The following is an 18142-nucleotide window of genomic DNA, read 5'->3' on the forward strand; positions in this document are numbered from 1 at the left end:
TAGGATCTTAAGTTTTTTGCACGATTATGATAAAGAGGGTGAGAATGTGAAGGTCGGAGAGTGGCATTTCCCAGAGGAATTACTCTATGATGAACACCATCAGTGGCTCAAAAGGGAAGGGAAAACTATCATCATTGGCTTAACCGATTACGGGCAATACACCAGGGGGGATATATTATACTTGAGTTTGCCAGAAGCCGGTACTCGGGTGAAGGCAGGAGAGGCCGTAGGTTCTCTGGAAACGGGAAAATGGGTCGGGCGTTTTTATGCTCCCCAGACAGGGGAAATCTGTGCCGTGAACACGGAGGTTTTGAAAAACACACGCTTGATTAATCAAGATCCCTATGTCCACGGATGGCTCTTTAAAATAAAAATTCATTCCGCTGAAGGGCAAATGCTTATGACTGTAGAGGAACTCAAGGTGTGGTTAGAGCTGGAGTTAGAAAGGGAGAAGGCCTGTTGTGATGTCTAACACTCACGTTGATTGTTCCCAAGGTGAACTTAACCACGAGATCGAGGATATGGGCTTAGAAAGTCCGGAGGTTATCCAAACCAGTCTTGCGGCCGCGATGACACTCGGTTTAAAGGGCGGTATTTTCTATCGCAATGCCAAGCTCACCTGCTTAAACTTGCTCTTGACTTATCAAGAGGGCTGCCAGGGGCGCTGCGGTTATTGTGGTTTGGAACAAAAACGTTCAGAAAAAACCAAAGGGACAACGTTCATCCGAGTTGCTTGGCCTACCTACTCTTTTGATCTCATTCTCGAACGGACGAAACAATATCAAAACTCTTTAAAACGAATTTGCCTATCTATGATTACCCATAAGAGAGCCTTTGAGGATTCGTTAAATCTTGTATCCCGTTTACACAGTGAAGTCAATTTGCCGATTAGTATTCTCTGTGCCCCGACGCTGATTCACAAGATGGAAGACTTGCAAAAATTAAAAGAGGCTGGTGCCGATCAACTTGGGGTATCGATTGATACAGCTACCTCAGAAATCTTTCAAAAATACCGAGGAAAAGGTGTACGGGGACCTCATCAATGGGATCATTACTGGGAGATTTTAAGAAAGGGTATTGATGTTTTTGGAAAAGGTAAGGTCAGTGTTCATCTTATTGTCGGCCTTGGAGAAAGCGAACAAGAGATGGCCATGGCTTTTCAGCAAGTCCACGATTTAGGCGCGGTGGTTCATCTGTTTTCGTTCTATCCCGAACCGGGGAGTGCTCTGGCTGAGAAAAAGGCACCTTCCATTGGTCAATACCGCCGTATGCAAATAGCTCGTTATGTAATTATGAATGATTTAGCGAATGCTAAAACAATGCGTTTTAATAGTTCTGAACAAGTTTGTGATTTTGGGCTGGACGTAGAACCTTTTGTCGCTTCCGGCCAACCTTTTCGTACGTCCGGCTGTCCAGGGCATGATGGAGAAACTGCCTGTAATCGGCCCTATGGCAATGAACGTCCAGGTACTACCCTGGCCAATTATCCTTTTATTCCTAATATACGAGATGTGGAGCAAATAAGGGATGAACTCTACGCTGGGCTCATGGAGGGTGTTGAACAATCGTGAATTCTAGGGATGACCTGTCGAAACTGGCAATCTCTACTAGGGATCTAATAAAGTTAAAATGCTCCGAACTTCGCGAAAAGAAAGAATGAAGAAAAGATGATAGAGAAGACTATTAACGAAGGTTGGACGGAATTTGATCAGAGCTCAAACTTACCTAATCTACTAAAAGAAGCTTGGAATCTGCGCCGAAAAGCCTTCCCTGATTTTATCCGCTTTGCAGTTCCCGGCGGGAGGCACTATGATGGTAAGAATTTTTGCAATTCAGGTCAATTCCTCAATGTGAGTATCACGGGAATGTCTTGTGCTCTTCTATGTGACCATTGTCAGGGGAAAATGCTGAAGGGAATGATTCCAGCCCCAACACCAGAAATACTACAGGAATTGGGAACTAAACTGCGGGAAAAAGGTGTTACAGGGCTTCTTATAACCGGAGGATGTAATCATGAGGGGCAGGTCCCCCTTAAGCCCTTTTTATCGGTTATTACTTATCTAAAATCCCTGAACTTTACAATTCATGTTCATACGGGCTTAGCAGATAAGGAAACAGCAGTGGGGTTGAAACGGGCGGGAGTTGACAAGGTTTTTTTGGATATGATGGGTGATGCAGCTACAATTCGCAGGGTTTATCATCTTGACCGCAACCCTAGTGCCTATATAAATGCTTTAGAAATTCTGCTGGCCGAGAATTTAGATGTCGTCCCGCATGTGGTTCTCGGCTTAAACTACGGGAAAATCATGGGAGAAGAAAATCTCATTCAAACGTTAAGTGACTATCCTTTGGAAACGTTGGTGTTAGTTGCTTTACGAGCCGTGCCGGGTACTCCGATGGGCGGAGCCAGTGGACCAGATCCGGCTGAGATCGTCAGGATCACCGCTCAAACTCGTCTCTTGAATCCTTCGCTAAAACTAAGTTTTGGTTGTGCTCGACCCTATACTCAAAAGGCTTGGTTGGAGAGGGGGCTCATAGCGGCGGGTATCAATACCTTGGCTTTTCCACTGGATGAGACTATAGACTTCGCTTTAGCGTGTGGGCTGGAACCGATTATGAATGAGATGTGCTGTGGTGGACTATAGATAAACGTAGTAAAGAACTAAAGTTAGGAGCTAATTATAATGCCAATTGAACTTTTTGATCCGATAGCTGATGATTATGACAACTGGTACGAAACAGACATAGGACGAGTAATCGATCAAGTAGAGCGGGACTTAGCTGGTCAGCTCTTTCAGCCATCCGGTTCTAAGATGTTAGAAATTGGGTGTGGGACCGGACAATATACCACTAAGCTGGCGGAACAGGGGTATCATATCACGGCTGTCGATATCTCTGAAAAAATGATGGCCCAAGCTCGAGAAAAGATTGCGAACTCAGGATATCAGGTTAAGTGGCTCAATGCGGATATTACTCAAATTATGGATCAACTTGAACAATATCATGGTATTCTTTCGATGAGTGCTTTTGAGTTTATTCCAAATCCGGAGGAAATTTTAGCTAGGTTATTTGAGCATCTAGAGCCCAAAGGATGTCTGGTGATTGGAGTTATTGCGGGAGAATCTCCTTGGAGCGAGTTCTATAGTAGGAAAGCTAATACAAAACCTAAATCCGTTTTTGCCCACGCACGGTTTTACACGGAATTCGAAATTTGTCAATGGAAGATAGGTGGAAGGCTTGAACTTGGTAAAGCACTTTATTTTCCGCATGAGGTGTCTTCGGTAGAACAAGCTTTAAGAATGGAAAAACAAAAAAATACGAATCCTAGTTTTATGGTTGCTAAGTGGGTAAAAGAATGATCATTGGATCAAATCCATCCTATGAAAATAGTCACCGGAAAGTTCGAACTTCTATCGACATAGAGTCAAAAAAAGGAGCAAGTAGCTGAGGTCCTCATCCGATCAGCTATTTGCTCCTTTTCTGTGGTGTAAGCACAGGGGTTGTTCTTGTGGATGCCAGGAACGGTTCTCCTGCTTCCATCGAATCCACTTAGCGAAAGGTTCCACTAATGCGGATTATGAAAAATGTTATTTGATGTCAAAGGTAATAAGCAATTAAGCATATGTAATATACGTTGGCCTTTTTAAATTGCCATCAAGGAAAAGGAAGCATGAGAACCGTCCCTTTTGCTCCTGCGTGACAGGAAAAGTTAGTTGTGGTACATTGAAGGAGAACCGATGATTTGAGGAGTGATATTAATGAATCAAGAAGTGATTATGTATACTGTACCCCTTTGACCTTATTGTTTTCGCGCTAAGCGATTCCTTTCGGGTAAAGGGATTTTGTTTACAGAGAAAAATATTGTATTTCCTAAGCATTTAAAAGAAATGAGAAAGATGACCGATGCGATCGGAGTTCCCGTGACTATTGTGGGAAAACGGATTCTGACTCGTTTCTCGTCCTCTGAATATGAGGAGGTCTTTAGAAATTACTAAGCCGCTGCAGGACTTGAGAAAACAACTTCCAAAATTGAACGCCACCGGAATTTTATTAGCAGGCGGAAAAAGCTCGCGAATGAAAAAGGATAAGGCCTTTCTTGAGATGGATGGACAGCCTCTGGTGGAACGGAGTTTAGAGGTTTTGCAAACCATATTTTCTCAGGTGATCATTAGTAGCAACAAGCCTGAACTTTTTGCGCGCTATGATGTACCAATAATTAAGGATGAGCTGCTTGATCGAGGTCCGATAGAAGGACTTTATCAAGGATTAAAAGCAGCGGCCAATGATAATGTTTTCTTTGTTGCCTGTGATATGCCGTTTTTAAAGACAGACCTTATTCGTTATTTGGCAAGGTGGATTCCGGAGTATGATATCGTCGTTCCAAAAACTCAGGCCGGCCTACATCCTTTACATGCCTTTTATCATCGTCGCTGCCTTCCCACAATTAAAAAAAGTCTTGAGGCAGGTCGCCTCAAGATTATTGATCTCTTTTTGCTTTGTTCAGTAAAGTATGTGGAGGAAACGGAACTGGAGAGTTTTTCGGATCTAACGAATGTCTTCTATAACGTGAACACACCAGAAGATTGGGCTGCTATACATAAACGATAATCAGGAACTTCAAACTGCCTCAATTGTTAGCGATAATTCGTTCGGGACAGGTATAAATATTTAAGCGTTGTTCTCTTGCAAATCCAACTACAGTAATGTTTAAAGCAGTCGCTTGAGAAAGGGCCATATCTGTTGGTGCCCCACGGGCGATGAGTATGGGTACTTTCATTTTGGCAACCTTAAGCAGGATTTCTGAGGAAACTCGACCACTAAAAAAAATCACATGGTTTTCAAGATTTAACTTAGTGCGAAAGGCTTCACCGCCGAGCTTATCAAAAACATTGTGCCTGCCAATATCATAACTTGTCAGGATTACATTCCCTTTATAACCAACTCCCCCACTGTGTACCCCACCGGTCTCCTGAAAGAGTGGGAGATAAGATTGCAAAAACTTAGCATAATCATAGGCTTCTTGAAGTAAAATGCTATAGGTTGATGTAAGGGGTTTGACCATTAGAGCGTCATTGGCAAAACAAAAAGAAGCTCGGCTTTTACCGCAACAAGCGGAAACAAATCGTTTGCTCATGAGTTCTTTTTGTAAGACGCAGGGTTTACCTTCGACCCAAATCATATGGTCCGAGGGATCTTGGCGAATTTCGTATACGTCCTCTGGAACTCGAATGAACCCTTCATTGAATAAAAATCCAAGTGTAAGTTCCTCAGTTTGAGAAGGCGAGCACAATAGCGTAGCAATCTCCTCGCGGTTGTAGTGTACTGTTAGAGGAACCTCTCGGACTACTGTGTCTTCCACCCATTCTAGTGATGTCCCCTTAGCTTTAAGAATGGAATGGGCAATAGTTTGGTTTGGCATTGTTACCTCCTTGGACCTTACCTTTCTTATAGTGTACAATATTTTTGGAAAAACCTGAATCTTTTTTTTATAAAAAGGTAAATGTATATGTATTAATAAAAGGAATTCTCAAACTTATCGCGAATTATCTTCTAATAAGGTTAAAATTGAATAGTACGTGCTCCGAAGCTGGATTACCTAAAGCAGAGGCTATGGTGACCAGACTAGTGTCTTAAGACACTCGGGTATTACGGGAAACTGTGATATCTCCTGCTGGAAAGGAGTCTGTCGACAGGTGGAATATATTCCCCGGTTGTTTACAGACCGCGGGTTTTTTTGTGTTTCCAAATTTAATCTAAGAAAGAGGAGTCGCAATGCAAGATCAATTTCTTAGGCGAATTGACTATCTCAGAATTTCAGTCACTGATCGTTGTAATCTACGCTGTAAATATTGTATGCCGGTTGACGGAATAGAGTGGATGCCCCATGACTTCATTCTTTCTTTCGAAGAAATACTAAGGTTGATGAAGATAAGTACTCAATTAGGTTTTAGGCGCTTTCGCATCACGGGGGGAGAACCCTTAGTTCGCAAAGATATCTTAGATTTTCTTCGTGAGGCAGCTCAACTTCCGGGGGTCGAGGATCTTATGCTTACAACTAATGGAATGTTACTTCCGGAAATGGCCTTTGATTTAAAAGCTGCGGGAGTACAGCGGGTTAATATCAGCTTGGATACTATGGATCGAACTCGTTTCTTCGAGAATACTCGGGGGGGTGATGTCTCGAAAGTGATTCAAGGGATCTTTCGTTCTCTTGAGGCCGGATTAAATCCGGTTAAAATTAATGTCGTAGTTGTACGCGGGTTTAATACGGAAGAGTTGCCCAGCTTTCTAAAGCTGGCTAAGCAATATCCGCTCCATGTCCGATTTATTGAGCTCATGCCAATTGGCGTTAGCTCAGAGCATCGTAATGAATTTGTCTCTATTAAGGACATGAAAGAACTTTTAGGACTGAATGAAGATGACCTTCCAACCAAGGACATTCCCGGTGGAGGCCCGGCAGAGTATTTTCGGCCAAGCGGTTATAAGGGAAGTATCGGCTTTATTAGTGCCCTGAGTCGCCATTTTTGCGATACTTGTAATCGTGTGCGCTTAACAGCGGACGGTAAGCTAAGACCGTGTTTGCATAGCAAACATGAAGTTGATTTGCGTGAGGTCCTGCGGTCGGGCAGTTCAGACCAGGATATTCTGAATGTATTTGCTCAGGCAGTTTGGCATAAACCCGCAGAGCATCATATGAATAACGAAGCGTGGCAAGATACACGTGTAATGTCTCAGATCGGAGGGTAAGCAGTGGATTTAACACATTTTGATGAAGAAGGACGCGCTCGAATGGTAGATGTCAGTGACAAGGCTGAAACGGCGCGAGTTGCCGTTGCCCAGGGGAAAATACTGATGATGCCAGAAACCTTGGAAAGAATTCGCTCAGGTCTTATTGCCAAAGGAGATGTTTTGGCAGTGGCCCAAGTCGCAGGAATCATGGCGGCAAAGCAGACTTCACAGTTGATCCCTATGTGCCATCCCTTGGCAATAACCGGTGCCAAACTAAGCTTCAAATTGGTAGAACCCGGTGAGATAGACATCGAAGCTATCGTGAAAGTCCAGGGCAAAACTGGTGTGGAAATGGAAGCACTGACAGCGGTTAGTGTCGCTGCCTTGACCATCTACGATATGTGCAAAGCAATTGATAAGACTATGACGATTCGGGATATTTATCTAGTTGAAAAGTTGGGCGGGAAAAGTGGACATTTCGTACGTTAAATAATTTGGTATGAAAGAGAGGGCTTTATAATGGGGAAAATTATAGCGGTTTGTACAAGTGAGCGGAAAGGAATGCGCAAAAAGAATGTGGGTGAAGGAGTCTTAAAAGTCAACTTTGGCCTTGAAGGAGATGCCCATGGTGGAGATTGGCATCGTATGGTTAGCTTGCTTGCGATGGAAAGTATTAAGACGATGCAGGATAAAGGGTTGAAGGTAGGCCCAGGAGATTTTGCAGAGAATTTAACAACAGAAGGAATAGAATTGTTTACTTTGCCGATCGGAACAAAGCTAAAAATTGGTGCAACTAGTTTAGGGGAAGTTACCCAAATTGGCAAGGAGTGCCATACGAAATGCGCGATTTTCTATCAGGCTGGGGATTGTGTCATGCCGAAAGAAGGGATCTTTATTCGATTACTGGAAGGCGGAGCAGTTCGAGTTGGGGATAGTATTGAGGTGATTAGTTAATGCTTCGTGTGGGAGTAATTACTGCAAGTGATAAAGGGTCGCGTGGAGAAAGAGAAGATCTGTCAGGGCCTGCCTTGGCCAAACTTGTTCAAGAGATTGGCGGGGAGGTAGTGGAGTACGTAGTGCTCCCAGACGACCAAGCGAAACTAGAAAAAACGATGTGTCTTTGGGCAGATGAGCTTAGCTTGGATTTGATCTTGACTACGGGGGGGACCGGATTTTCAATGCGGGATGTGACCCCAGAAGCAACGTTAGCTGTAGCAGATCGTATGGTCCCGGGTATAGCTGAGGTGATGCGGATGGAGAGCCTTAAAGTAACGCCAAAGGCTATGTTAAGCAGAGCAATTGCAGTCCTTAGAAAGCGGACATTGATTATTAATATGCCGGGCAGTCCTAAAGCGGTACGCGAGTGTTTCGCTGCAATTGCCCCTGCAATTCCTCATGGAATTCAAATTCTCAAAGGGGAAGCCAATGAATGTGCATCAACAGTTTAGCAACTTTAATCAGTCGTTATTCGGAGTAATTTATAACATTAAACTACAATAATTGAAAAGTGATTTAGTTGTAGCTCAAAAAGGGATTGGCGATGTGCCAATCCCTTTTGAGCTATGGATACTAATTGCTATACTTTTGCAACTTCTGTCGTTGATTCTATCCCCTTTTGGTTTTCAGCAATCTGAATATAAATCACAACTCCAAGGATAATACACATCCCTGCCATATTGTTGAAATTCAGGGTTTGATTAAATACGAAATACCCTAAAATGCTTGCCATAACTGGGTCAAGTGAATAGAAGATTTGCATATAGCTGGGCTCAATATATTTTAAGCCTTTTATATAGAAAGAATAACAGCCGATTTGAGGAATTAAACCAAAACCTAAGACGACTAATAAGGCGTATCCATGGGTTTCACTGCTTATTTGAACGATAGAACTTACCACAGTCACAGGGGAAGTAGAAAATGATAAAATTATTACAGCGAATAAAGCAATATACATCAGAACGGCATTTTCATCCACTCCCTCTTCTAATAAGTATTTCTCTAGAGTCATCATTATTGACCAACTCAAGATAGTCAATAAAATCCAGAATAATCCGTAGTAGTTGAGGTGAAATCCTTGACTAAAAACATCCAGAACTAAACAAACTCCAAAGACAGTGATGATTGCAGCTCCAATTTTCCTTGTAGTAATCCTATGTTTAAAGACAATTCTTGAAATAATCATAATAACAAATACGTTACAGAAAATTAGAGTAGAGACAATTCCTACCGGGAAATAGCTTACAGATTTAACGAACGAAGTATTTGAGATCGCGGAGGTCATTCCTCCCAATAATATAAATACGAACAGCTTCGGTCTAATTATGAAACCCGGTTTATTAGTAATAAGCAGCATGGTTGAAAAAAATATTAAGTTATAGGCCGGAGCTAAAATCGCAATGCTTTGTGCCCCCAGACCAAGGTCACTTAACCAAGTGCAGAAGGTACCATTAGTACCCCAGAAAATGCCCGAAAACATCGCATAGAAAAGTCCTAATCTTTTATTGCTTAAATAATTGGTTCTCAAACCGTTTCCTCCTGAACTTCTTTGTAGTTCGTTACAGTCAGTAAATAATCCTGTATCCCGAAATAATTATCTGCAATACCTGCATATAGAGCCTGTAACGGCGGCTTGTCACGTCTGTCCATCTTATCACGTAGAATATATAAGATTAGGGGGCTGTGAGGTGATCAATTTGAAAGCCATAGCATTTGTCGATTATGAGAATATTTGGACCAGTTTATTAGACCGAGGGTATGAATTATCGCCAGAACAGTTAGTTCGGTTTCTACAACTATATGCAGAGCGTAATAATATCTATTTATTGGCTGTCTATCTCTATGCTAACTTTGACCGCGAGGAATTTTGGAGAACCCAAACAACCTTTGAGAAAACAAATGTTTTTACCCGTCATGTCTATGGAAAGAATAACTATTCGAGCACAGAACTTCGGCGAAATGCGGCAGACCTAGAACTAATGCTCGAAGCTCAAGAAATATTGCTGACAAGAGCATCTACTTTTGATATGTATTTATTGCTAACAGGTGATGGAGACTTTCTTTCATTATTAAGAAAAGTACGAGCCTGGGGGAAAGACGTTAAGGTGATTGGGATAGCTGGAAGTGTTCATCATGCTTTGCAACCTTTTTGTGAGGAAGATGATCTTTTGCAGTGGATTCTCCTGGAAAAACGTGATGCGGAGTATCATCCAGAGCAGGATTTGGAACAAGGAATTCAGGTCCTTGGAACACTCCAGGTACGCCTGCCCTATGTCGCATCCACTAAGGCTAGAGCGGCATTGACAGAACTTCTGGGACGTTCGATCTCACAAGTAAAAGAGTTTATTCGATATACTTTGAAAGAAGATTTTTTGACAGAGAAAGAGCATCCCGATCTAAACTTGAAGATTGGTAAGACAAAAATATACCTTCTTAATCTAAAAAATCCTAAGGTTCAGAAGGCATTGGGGAGCCTCTATGAGGAAGTATCCCAGCGGCAATTAAAATTAACTTTAGAGTAAAATTATGCATAGAAGGGTCTAAATCTGGCAATTATAGTGGTTAGACGATATGGAGATGCGCAGGGGGAGAGGGGTTAAGCAAATTTAAAATATCTAGAGCGTGAAACAAGAAGCAATCGGATGATTTTCATAGTAAATAACGTTTAAACCCAAATTTTTGGGGATTTAGGGGGGTTGCTTTCCCGCAGCCCCTTGCATATTATTATAGATATATTGTTAGCACTCAATAGAGTCGAGTGCTAACAAATATTAAATAAAAAACATAGGAGGGACTTTTCTTCATGAACATTAAACCTCTCGCAGATCGGGTAATCATTAAAGCACTCCCGATGGAAGAAAAAACAAAGAGCGGTATTATTATGCCAGATACTGCTAAGGAAAAACCACAAGAAGGCGAAGTGGTCGCTGTAGGACCTGGTAAAATGGAAAAAGGTCAACGCATTGTTTTAGATGTTAAAGCCGGTGATCGCGTAATTTATTCAAAATATGCAGGAACCGAAGTTAAGTATGATGGTGAGGAATACTTAATTCTGAAAGAAACCGATATTTTAGCCATTATTGGCTAGTTCAATAAGAATTATTTTTAAGGAGTGAATATACGTTGGCTAAACAAATCATTTTCAACCAAGACGCACGTCACGCTTTAGAACGCGGTGTCAATGCTCTCGCTGAAGCTGTTCGCGTTACCCTGGGACCTAAGGGTCGTAATGTAGTTCTTGATAAGAAATTTGGATCTCCTCTAATCACGAACGACGGAGTTACGATCGCTCGTGATATCGAATTAGAAGATCCATTTGAAAATATGGGAGCTCAACTGGTTAAAGAAGTTGCTACCAAAACTAACGATGTAGCTGGAGACGGTACGACAACTGCTACTGTTTTAGCACAAGCAATTATTCGCGAAGGGCTCAAGAATGTCGCAGCAGGTGCCAATCCTATGGGCATCAAACGTGGAATTGAGCAAGCTGTGGAAGTTGTAGTTGCAGATATAAAAGCAAACGCCAAACTTGTTGAAACTAGTGAAGCTATTGCTCAAGTCGCATCAATTTCTGCTAGCGATAAGAACATCGGTGATCTGATTGCACAAGCTATGGAAAAAGTCGGCAAAGACGGCGTCATCACGGTTGAGGAAGCCAAAGGTATGACCACCGAACTTGAAGTGGTTGAAGGAATGCAATTTGACCGCGGCTATATTTCCGCTTATATGATCACGGATACAGAAAAGATGGAAGCCGTACTTAATGATCCTTATATCCTAATTACCGACAAGAAGATTAGTGCGATTCAGGACGTTTTACCGGTATTAGAGAAAGTTGTACAAGCTGGTCGTCAACTGATGATTATTGCTGAAGACATCGACGGAGAAGCTCTTGCTACTCTCGTAGTCAATAAACTTCGCGGAACCTTTGTCTGCGTCGGAGTTAAAGCTCCTGGCTTTGGTGATCGTCGCAAAGCTATGCTCGAAGATATTGCCGTACTTACAGGTGGAACAGTAATTACCGAAGATCTAGGACTTAAGCTGGAAAACACCACAGTTGAAATGCTCGGACGTGCTCGCCAAGTTCGTGTAACAAAAGAGGAAACCACTCTGGTTGAAGGATCTGGTAACTCTGAAGACATTAAAAAGCGGGTTGAAGCCCTCAAACGTCAGATTGATGAAACCACTTCTGACTTTGATCGTGAAAAACTCCAAGAGCGTTTAGCAAAATTAGCAGGCGGGGTTGCAGTTATCCAAGTAGGTGCAGCAACCGAAACTGAAATGAAGGAGAAGAAACTCCGCATTGAAGATGCTTTAGCTGCTACTCGTGCTGCTGTTGAAGAGGGAATCGTCTCTGGTGGAGGCACAACTCTGATTGATGCTATCCAAGCTTTAGATTCACTTAAATTAACGGGTGACGAGGCTACAGGTGTAAATATTATTCGCCGTGCTCTCGAAGAGCCACTTCGTCAAATCGCTAACAATGCTGGGCATGAAGGCTCCGTTGTCGTTGGCAAAGTTCGTGAATCCGGCAAACGAGGAATTGGCTTCAATGCGGTAACTGAAGTCTATGAAGATATGATTGCTGCTGGTATTGTTGATCCAGCTAAAGTTACGCGTTCGGCTCTGCAAAATGCAGGCTCAATCGCTGCTATGCTTCTGACCACCGAATGCTTAGTTTCTGACCAGCCTTCAAAAGATGGCGGAGCAGGCGCTATGGCTGGCATGGGCGGAATGGGTGGCATGGGTGGAATGGGCGGAATGATGTAAAAAGAGCCTGAAAGGCTTGTGTACAAGGGTTGCAGGTCTTAAAGGTTGGTAGTTATACCGTTTTTTGCCATAACTTATAAAATACTTTTACGGAGTCCTCTCATGAGTTAACTGAACTTGCGAGAGGACTCTTTCTTCATGGACTTGGTAACCTTTTCATTTTTGGCGAGACAGGGTTCCCCTTATTTCGAAGCGGTCCGAATTAGCGTGGTGGGAGTTCAGCGAAGCACAGTTGTTGCGGAAATGGTACAAAGGAATATAATAGCGATTACCATGTTATGTAAAAACCCGCTGCATTTGAGCGGGTTTTTACATAACATGGTTAAATTCTCTCCGGCGTAGTATTAAAGCAATACGAACATTTCGGACAAGTTACTTGGAGTGCTCCTTTATTAATAGGAACCCGCATCTTGGCTTGGCATTTCTCGCATTCTATGACCCGATGATCGACTAACTGTAGAATCCGCGCCTGATCAAAGCCGACAACCAATTGATCACCAATCAGAAAAGAAGGAACTCCGCTGACGTTTCTACGGATTAACTCTGAGCGGGCTTGTTCATCACGGTTGATATCCTTTTCTACAAAATGAATCTTATGCTGCGAAAGAAACTTCTTCGCTGTAAAACAATGCGGTCAGGTTTGTGTGGTGAATATGATGACGTTCTTCATAGCAACTTACTCCTTCCCCATATGCGTATGCTAAACTGAAATTCTTATTTGCTTACACGGTTTTCCCAGGCAAACCGCTTAACTAAAACCCGAAGGCCGTGTAGATCCATAGTGCTGTAGTGCATGCAGTAAACCGTTGGCTCATCTTAGACTTTGGTAGCGTGAACGCGTCTGCTTTTCCTTTTGGATGATAATGCATAAAGAGAGAATTTCTCTCCACATTCCTGACAAAGCAGATCAAAACTTGGCATGATGGTTCCCACTACTAAAAAATGTCTATACCCCTTATGGGTATATTAAAATTATAAATTGAGTTATCTTGTTTGTCAATCGGCAGTTGGCGCTAACTTGCATCATCAATCCTAATGAGACGATTGATACTTCCAATTAAAAAGTACCTATTTAAGGAGAGGTACTATTTTTATAGGAGAACAAATCATGACTACGTCAGTGAAGATAAGATTATTATGATGATGTGTTGCTATATAGTTCTTGATATGTAATTTTAGCAGCCTTAATCCGTCGGTCAGCTTTACCACATTGAGGACTCAACAAAGAACAATTTTTGTGACAGGCTGTACAATGCATATCTCCAAGATAGTCTGAAAGACTCATGGTGTCTCCAACATCAGTAGTAGTTTCTGCATAGACCTGAATATTTGTACTATTTTCTCTTCCTGTTAAAGTTGGGGTCGTTTGAGATGAACTAGCTATCTGTGTAGCATATTGGGTAGACTGGCTGTTCACATTGGTTCGTCGCGATGGAAATAACTCTGGAATATAAAACAATGACAATCGCGGCAATTGTCCCAAGACGGACGAATGTTTCTCTGGCATTGCTCTTTCTAAGATTCGCGAATATTCTACGCACTGATTCCATAAGATAGTGCCCGTGCAAGACAATGTGAAGTCCGAAGAGTCCTAAACCGAGATAGGTCGTCCATGTATGGACCAACACCAATAGTTTACTGCCCAGTGAGGATCCCAGTGATGGAAAAACTACTTGTGAAACGAGTATACCAGTAATGGTTATTGTAGCTATGGTCAGGAACATCGTCACATTTAAAGCATATCTCAGCTTGGCCGATGTCTTTAATTTTCCATTGAATAGGTTCTTTGTGACGTTTTTAACCCATGACCAGTTCAATCGAACATGGCTTGCAAAGAGGGCGAAGATGGATAACCCTACAATTTCATGGAACACAAGTCCAGTTTCATGTGCAAAAATCAAGGTAACAAACAGGATCGCCATGACAATATCTAACATTATTTTGGTAAGTGTTTTGTCGTTCATATGTTCTAGCGCCTTCTTTCCGCAAATCATTAGTTATTTTGAAATGGTTATCATAATGCACGTATATCTTTACTAATGTTTTCTCCTTCAATCCTCAGTTTCTTTATGTGGTTTTGTACGACAACATCATTATGCAATACAAGTCTGAAGTGAAGCTGATGTCCCGCTGAAAGTTTGCTTAATGACAGAACAAGCATGGAATGTATTGTAATTCTTTCCTCTCTGGAATAGTATTTGGGAAATGTGATTATTAGTTTTTTCACGGGCGTTTCGATGGAATAGGTCAAGCTAAGTACACATATAAGTAGGGTAAGAACTCCGCCAGGGGGGCATGAAATGAAGAAAAGAGGATTATGGTTACTCATCGGAATCAGCATCGTGCTGATGGGGGTATTTCTAGGTCGCTATTTTTGGCAGCCAGAGCCCATTAATTTAGTCACGCACGGCTTAGAACGACTGAACGCAGCGACCTCTTTTCGCTACAGTTTAACCCAGCATCAATGGGTTGAGGGAAAAGATCGCGTACTCACTCAGATTCTAGGAGAAAAGGACGGTGGAAACACTCGAATCTTGGGTCAGCTGGTTGGGAGCGAAGTAGAGATGATCAAAATCGGAGATTCTACGTACAGCAAAGACCCTTTTAGTAAGAAGTGGATTCGGTTTGCGAACGCTCCAGCAGCCCAGGAAGTCTTTCTGGCGGAGCTCAATCCTTTATCTTCGCTTCAAATGAAAGAGCTAGGAGAGGTGATGCTTAGCGGTCAAGAGAAAGTTAATGGTGAAAAAGCATGGGTATGTCAATTAAAACCTAGTGTACAGAATCAAATGATGGAGGTATTTTGGACAGATTTCCAGTATACGCTTTATATTCGAAAGTCAGATAAGACCCTTGTTAAAGCGTCTATTGAAGCGAAAAATAAAGCTAAGTCCGACCCTATGACGATGACACTCGAGTTTAAAGATATTGGTAAGAAAATAGATATTCAGGCACCTGACATCTAAATGGAAAGTTCGATGGTCGAAGAGCAAGCGGTTTACCCAGTTTGGGCACACTGCTTGCATATTTTTTGTACTATTCCAGAAAATAGAATAAGGGGGCTTATCGCCGTCCTTGGGTGAGGGGACACTTGGACATCGCCTGCAAGCGTTGCATTGGCCACTTTTCTAAAATAAATTGCTATTAAGTCATAAAGTGTTTGCACAATGGACAAGCCTCTGGTATAGTTTTGGCATGAGTTTTGTAGAAATGCAGTTTTATAGTATAGTGGAGGTGCCCTAAATGGAAGAATATATTGCAAAGGTCTTAATATCACGAGAAGAATTGAGTAAACGCGTAGCTGAACTGGGCGCAGAAATTACTAGAGATTATGAAGGAAAGAATCTTTTGGTCCTCGGGATTTTAAAGGGTGCTGTACCTTTTATGTCAGACTTAATTCGAGAGATCAAATTGCCGCTAGCTTATGATTTTATGGCATTATCGAGCTATGGTGCATCTACTCAATCGTCTGGGGTAGTGAGGATTCTCAAGGATTTAGAGCGCAGTGTCGATGATGTCCATATTTTGATTACTGAAGATATTGTTGATACGGGATTGACATTGAAGTATTTAAAAGCAAATCTGAAAGCGCGGAATCCTCTAAGTGTAAAAGTAGTAACGCTTCTCGATAAAGCCGCACGTCGACAGGCAGATGTCTTTCCGGATTATAATGGATTTTCGATTCCAGATGAATTTGTTGTAGGGTATGGTTTGGATTTTAATGAGGAATATCGCAATTTGCCTTATATTGGTGTTTTGAAACAGGAAGCCTATAAATTTATTTAATTAATATGGAATGGTGATGAATGAAGTGACACAGGAAGTCGTTTTGGTTTTAGATTTTGGAGGACAGTACAATCAACTTATTGCTCGCCGTGTACGTGAGGCGCATGTGTATTCTGAAATGATTTCCTATAAAACATCGATTGAGGAAATTAAAGCTCGTCAGCCAAAGGGGATTATCCTCTCTGGCGGTCCTGCAAGTGTCAATCAACCGAACGCTCCTAAAGTAGATCCCGAAATCTATGCTTTGGGGATTCCCATACTTGGGATTTGCTATGGAATGCAGTTGATGACCGTACAATTAGGTGGAAGCGTCGTCCATCCTGTAGCCAGCGAGTATGGAAAAGCGATGCTTACTATTGATAAGGCAACTGATTTATGGCAAGGATTAGGTGGAGAACGTCCGTGTTGGATGAGCCATGGTGATTCTGTTCAAACATTGCCTGAGGGCTTTATAGTTGCTGCCCATACCAGTCATACTCCAGTTGCAGCCATGATGAACGAAAAACGTCACTTCTATGGCGTTCAGTTTCATCCTGAAGTTAGGCACACTCCAGATGGGCAAGCTATGCTAGAGAAGTTTCTCTTCGACATTTGTAAATGTGTTGGAGACTGGACGATGGAGTCCTTCATTGAGTTACAAGTTGCTGAGATACGGGCCAAGGTTGGAAGTGGGCGTGTTCTCTGTGCTCTGAGCGGTGGAGTAGACTCCTCAGTTGCTGCGGCCTTAGTACATCGTGCAGTCGGGGATCAATTGACCTGTGTTTTTGTCGATCATGGCTTTATGCGTAAAAATGAGGCAGAACAGGTTAAAAAGGTTTTTACAGAGCAGTTTCAACTTAACTTGGTTTTTGTAGATGCCAGAGAGCGTTTTATGGAAAAGCTTGAAGGGGTTTCCGATCCTGAAACTAAGCGCAAAGCTATTGGCAATGAGTTTATTCGTGTTTTTGAAGTAGAGGCGTCGAAGTTAGGCCAAGTAGATTTCTTGGTTCAGGGAACGCTTTATCCGGATATTGTGGAAAGCGGGACAGAAACCGCAGAAACTATTAAGAGTCATCATAATGTCGGTGGTTTGCCGGAGGACATGCAATTTGAACTTATTGAGCCTTTGCGTATGCTCTTTAAAGACGAAGTACGCGAATTAGGAACTGAACTGGGCATGAGTGAGGAGATTGTCTGGCGTCAACCTTTCCCTGGACCAGGTCTGGCAATCCGCATTCTTGGAGAACTGACCCGTGAGAAGTTAGATATTTTACGGGAAGCGGATGCAATCATTTTAGAAGAGATTCGCCGTTCTGGAATGTATCGTGAATTGTGGCAAAGTTTTGCCGTACTCCCTTCTATCAAAAGCGTTGGTGTTATGGGAGATGGTCGAACCTATGAATATCCCATTATCCTGAGAGCTGTCACCAGCGAGGATGCTATGACAGCAGATTGGGCTAGACTCCCCTATGATCTTCTGCATAATATATCCTCTAGGATTGTGAACGAAGTGCAGGGCGTCAATCGTGTCGTTTATGACATTACCTCCAAGCCTCCTGGAACGATTGAGTGGGAGTAGGGTAAAAGGGGCATAAATCAGGGTTTGTAAGGTCTTAAGAGGTGTTTGAGTATTTGGCGGGCGTTTATGAAATCAACTTCTTTTTGGGGTAATCATAGACGCCTGTTTTGTTGTTCTTTTTTCGCTCATTATGATTTCTCTAAAAAGAGGAATTCGATTGTAGCGGCAAGTTAAAGTATCAGTTTCAAACCAAGGGAGCAAAATTAAGTTAGACAAGAGAATAGATGTGACATAAATATTAACCTTCAATAAGGAGAGTGGGAGTTTGAAAGAGGGGGGGAACGCTATAGTGGATACGGGTCTGTT

General features: G+C 42.3%; 19 protein-coding genes, 1 pseudogene and 1 riboswitch. Of the genes and pseudogenes, 16 read left to right on the top strand and 4 right to left on the bottom strand.

All coding sequences use genetic code 11. The features are described from left to right. Positions 1–46: 46 nt before the first annotated feature. From M8E35_RS04445 to mobA, 6 genes and pseudogenes are all read left to right on the top strand, one after another. A complete protein-coding gene (locus tag M8E35_RS04445; RefSeq protein WP_252467573.1) occupies positions 47–472 on the top strand; it encodes a glycine cleavage system protein H in 426 nt (141 codons plus the stop codon). Continuing rightward, on the top strand, positions 465–1571 hold the full coding sequence (locus M8E35_RS04450) for a radical SAM protein (RefSeq protein ID WP_252467574.1): 1107 nt from the start codon (positions 465–467) through the stop codon (positions 1569–1571). Before M8E35_RS04445 ends, M8E35_RS04450 begins: the two co-directional genes overlap by 8 nt. A gap of 96 nt (positions 1572–1667) precedes the next feature. Further along, entirely contained in the window at positions 1668–2645 is a 978-nt protein-coding gene (locus tag M8E35_RS04455; protein ID WP_252467575.1) for a radical SAM protein, read from the top strand. A gap of 39 nt (positions 2646–2684) precedes the next feature. Then, positions 2685–3359 carry a class I SAM-dependent DNA methyltransferase gene (locus M8E35_RS04460; protein ID WP_252467576.1) on the top strand — a complete coding sequence of 225 codons (675 nt, stop codon included), beginning with the start codon at positions 2685–2687 and terminating at the stop codon, positions 3357–3359. 450 nt (positions 3360–3809) lie between these two features. After that, positions 3810–3995 (top strand): annotated as a pseudogene (locus tag M8E35_RS26845) (glutaredoxin family protein); the annotation flags it as partial. After that, positions 3970–4608 (top strand): molybdenum cofactor guanylyltransferase, encoded by a 639-nt coding sequence (mobA, locus tag M8E35_RS04465; RefSeq protein ID WP_289710676.1) that lies wholly within the window; start codon positions 3970–3972, stop codon positions 4606–4608. The pseudogene M8E35_RS26845 and the gene mobA, both read left to right, overlap by 26 nt. A 19-nt stretch (positions 4609–4627) precedes the next feature. Here mobA and fdhD read toward each other — a convergent pair whose 3' ends face one another. Further along, a complete protein-coding gene (gene fdhD / locus M8E35_RS04470; protein WP_252467578.1) occupies positions 4628–5419 on the bottom strand; it encodes a formate dehydrogenase accessory sulfurtransferase FdhD in 792 nt (263 codons plus the stop codon). 148 nt (positions 5420–5567) lie between these two features. After that, a riboswitch (molybdenum cofactor riboswitch) is annotated at positions 5568–5698 on the top strand. Positions 5699–5772: 74 nt separating this feature from the next. Here fdhD and moaA point away from each other — a divergent pair. The 4 genes from moaA to mog are packed head-to-tail and all read left to right on the top strand — an operon-like array spanning position 5773 to position 8177. Beyond that, positions 5773–6747 carry a GTP 3',8-cyclase MoaA gene (gene moaA, locus M8E35_RS04475; RefSeq protein WP_252467579.1) on the top strand — a complete coding sequence of 325 codons (975 nt, stop codon included), beginning with the start codon at positions 5773–5775 and terminating at the stop codon, positions 6745–6747. A 3-nt stretch (positions 6748–6750) separates the two neighbouring features. Next, on the top strand, positions 6751–7218 hold the full coding sequence (moaC, locus tag M8E35_RS04480) for a cyclic pyranopterin monophosphate synthase MoaC (RefSeq protein ID WP_073029814.1): 468 nt from the start codon (positions 6751–6753) through the stop codon (positions 7216–7218). Positions 7219–7248: 30 nt separating this feature from the next. Continuing rightward, positions 7249–7683, top strand: a complete 435-nt coding sequence (locus M8E35_RS04485; protein WP_252467580.1) for an MOSC domain-containing protein — start codon at positions 7249–7251, stop codon at positions 7681–7683. Further along, complete coding sequence (gene mog / locus M8E35_RS04490) at positions 7683–8177, top strand: molybdopterin adenylyltransferase (protein WP_252467582.1); 495 nt, start codon at positions 7683–7685, stop codon at positions 8175–8177. Before M8E35_RS04485 ends, mog begins: the two co-directional genes overlap by 1 nt. Positions 8178–8305: 128 nt before the next feature. Here the strand turns inward: mog and M8E35_RS04495 are convergent, their stop codons facing one another. After that, positions 8306–9253: a DMT family transporter gene (locus M8E35_RS04495; protein ID WP_252467584.1), complete on the bottom strand. Its 948-nt coding sequence runs from the start codon at positions 9251–9253 to the stop codon at positions 8306–8308. A 169-nt stretch (positions 9254–9422) separates the two neighbouring features. Here M8E35_RS04495 and M8E35_RS04500 point away from each other — a divergent pair, with 169 nt between their 5' ends. From M8E35_RS04500 to groL, 3 genes are all read left to right on the top strand, one after another. Next, positions 9423–10247: an NYN domain-containing protein gene (locus tag M8E35_RS04500; RefSeq protein WP_252467829.1), complete on the top strand. Its 825-nt coding sequence runs from the start codon at positions 9423–9425 to the stop codon at positions 10245–10247. Positions 10248–10528: 281 nt separating this feature from the next. Next, on the top strand, positions 10529–10813 hold the full coding sequence (gene groES / locus M8E35_RS04505) for a co-chaperone GroES (RefSeq protein ID WP_252467585.1): 285 nt from the start codon (positions 10529–10531) through the stop codon (positions 10811–10813). A 35-nt stretch (positions 10814–10848) separates the two neighbouring features. Beyond that, positions 10849–12495: a chaperonin GroEL gene (groL, locus tag M8E35_RS04510; protein ID WP_252467587.1), complete on the top strand. Its 1647-nt coding sequence runs from the start codon at positions 10849–10851 to the stop codon at positions 12493–12495. Between the two features lie 322 nt (positions 12496–12817). Here the strand turns inward: groL and M8E35_RS04515 are convergent, their stop codons facing one another. Then, the gene (locus M8E35_RS04515) at positions 12818–13165 is read right to left on the bottom strand and encodes a glutaredoxin family protein (RefSeq protein ID WP_252467589.1); all 348 of its coding nucleotides are present in this window, start codon (positions 13163–13165) and stop codon (positions 12818–12820) included. Positions 13166–13871: 706 nt separating this feature from the next. Further along, complete coding sequence (locus tag M8E35_RS04520; protein WP_252467591.1) at positions 13872–14459, bottom strand: DUF4405 domain-containing protein; 588 nt, start codon at positions 14457–14459, stop codon at positions 13872–13874. 336 nt (positions 14460–14795) lie between these two features. On the opposite strand from M8E35_RS04520, the gene M8E35_RS04525 reads away from it, so the two are divergent. From M8E35_RS04525 to guaA, 3 genes are all read left to right on the top strand, one after another. Beyond that, a complete protein-coding gene (locus M8E35_RS04525; RefSeq protein ID WP_252467592.1) occupies positions 14796–15458 on the top strand; it encodes a hypothetical protein in 663 nt (220 codons plus the stop codon). A 277-nt stretch (positions 15459–15735) separates the two neighbouring features. After that, complete coding sequence (gene hpt, locus M8E35_RS04530; RefSeq protein ID WP_073029822.1) at positions 15736–16278, top strand: hypoxanthine phosphoribosyltransferase; 543 nt, start codon at positions 15736–15738, stop codon at positions 16276–16278. Between the two features lie 25 nt (positions 16279–16303). Continuing rightward, complete coding sequence (gene guaA / locus M8E35_RS04535; protein ID WP_301998846.1) at positions 16304–17836, top strand: glutamine-hydrolyzing GMP synthase; 1533 nt, start codon at positions 16304–16306, stop codon at positions 17834–17836. Positions 17837–18142 lie beyond the last annotated feature (306 nt).

Origin of the sequence: Desulfosporosinus nitroreducens (genome assembly GCF_023897015.1) — a bacterium.
Lineage (GTDB): Bacteria > Bacillota > Desulfitobacteriia > Desulfitobacteriales > Desulfitobacteriaceae > Desulfosporosinus > Desulfosporosinus nitroreducens.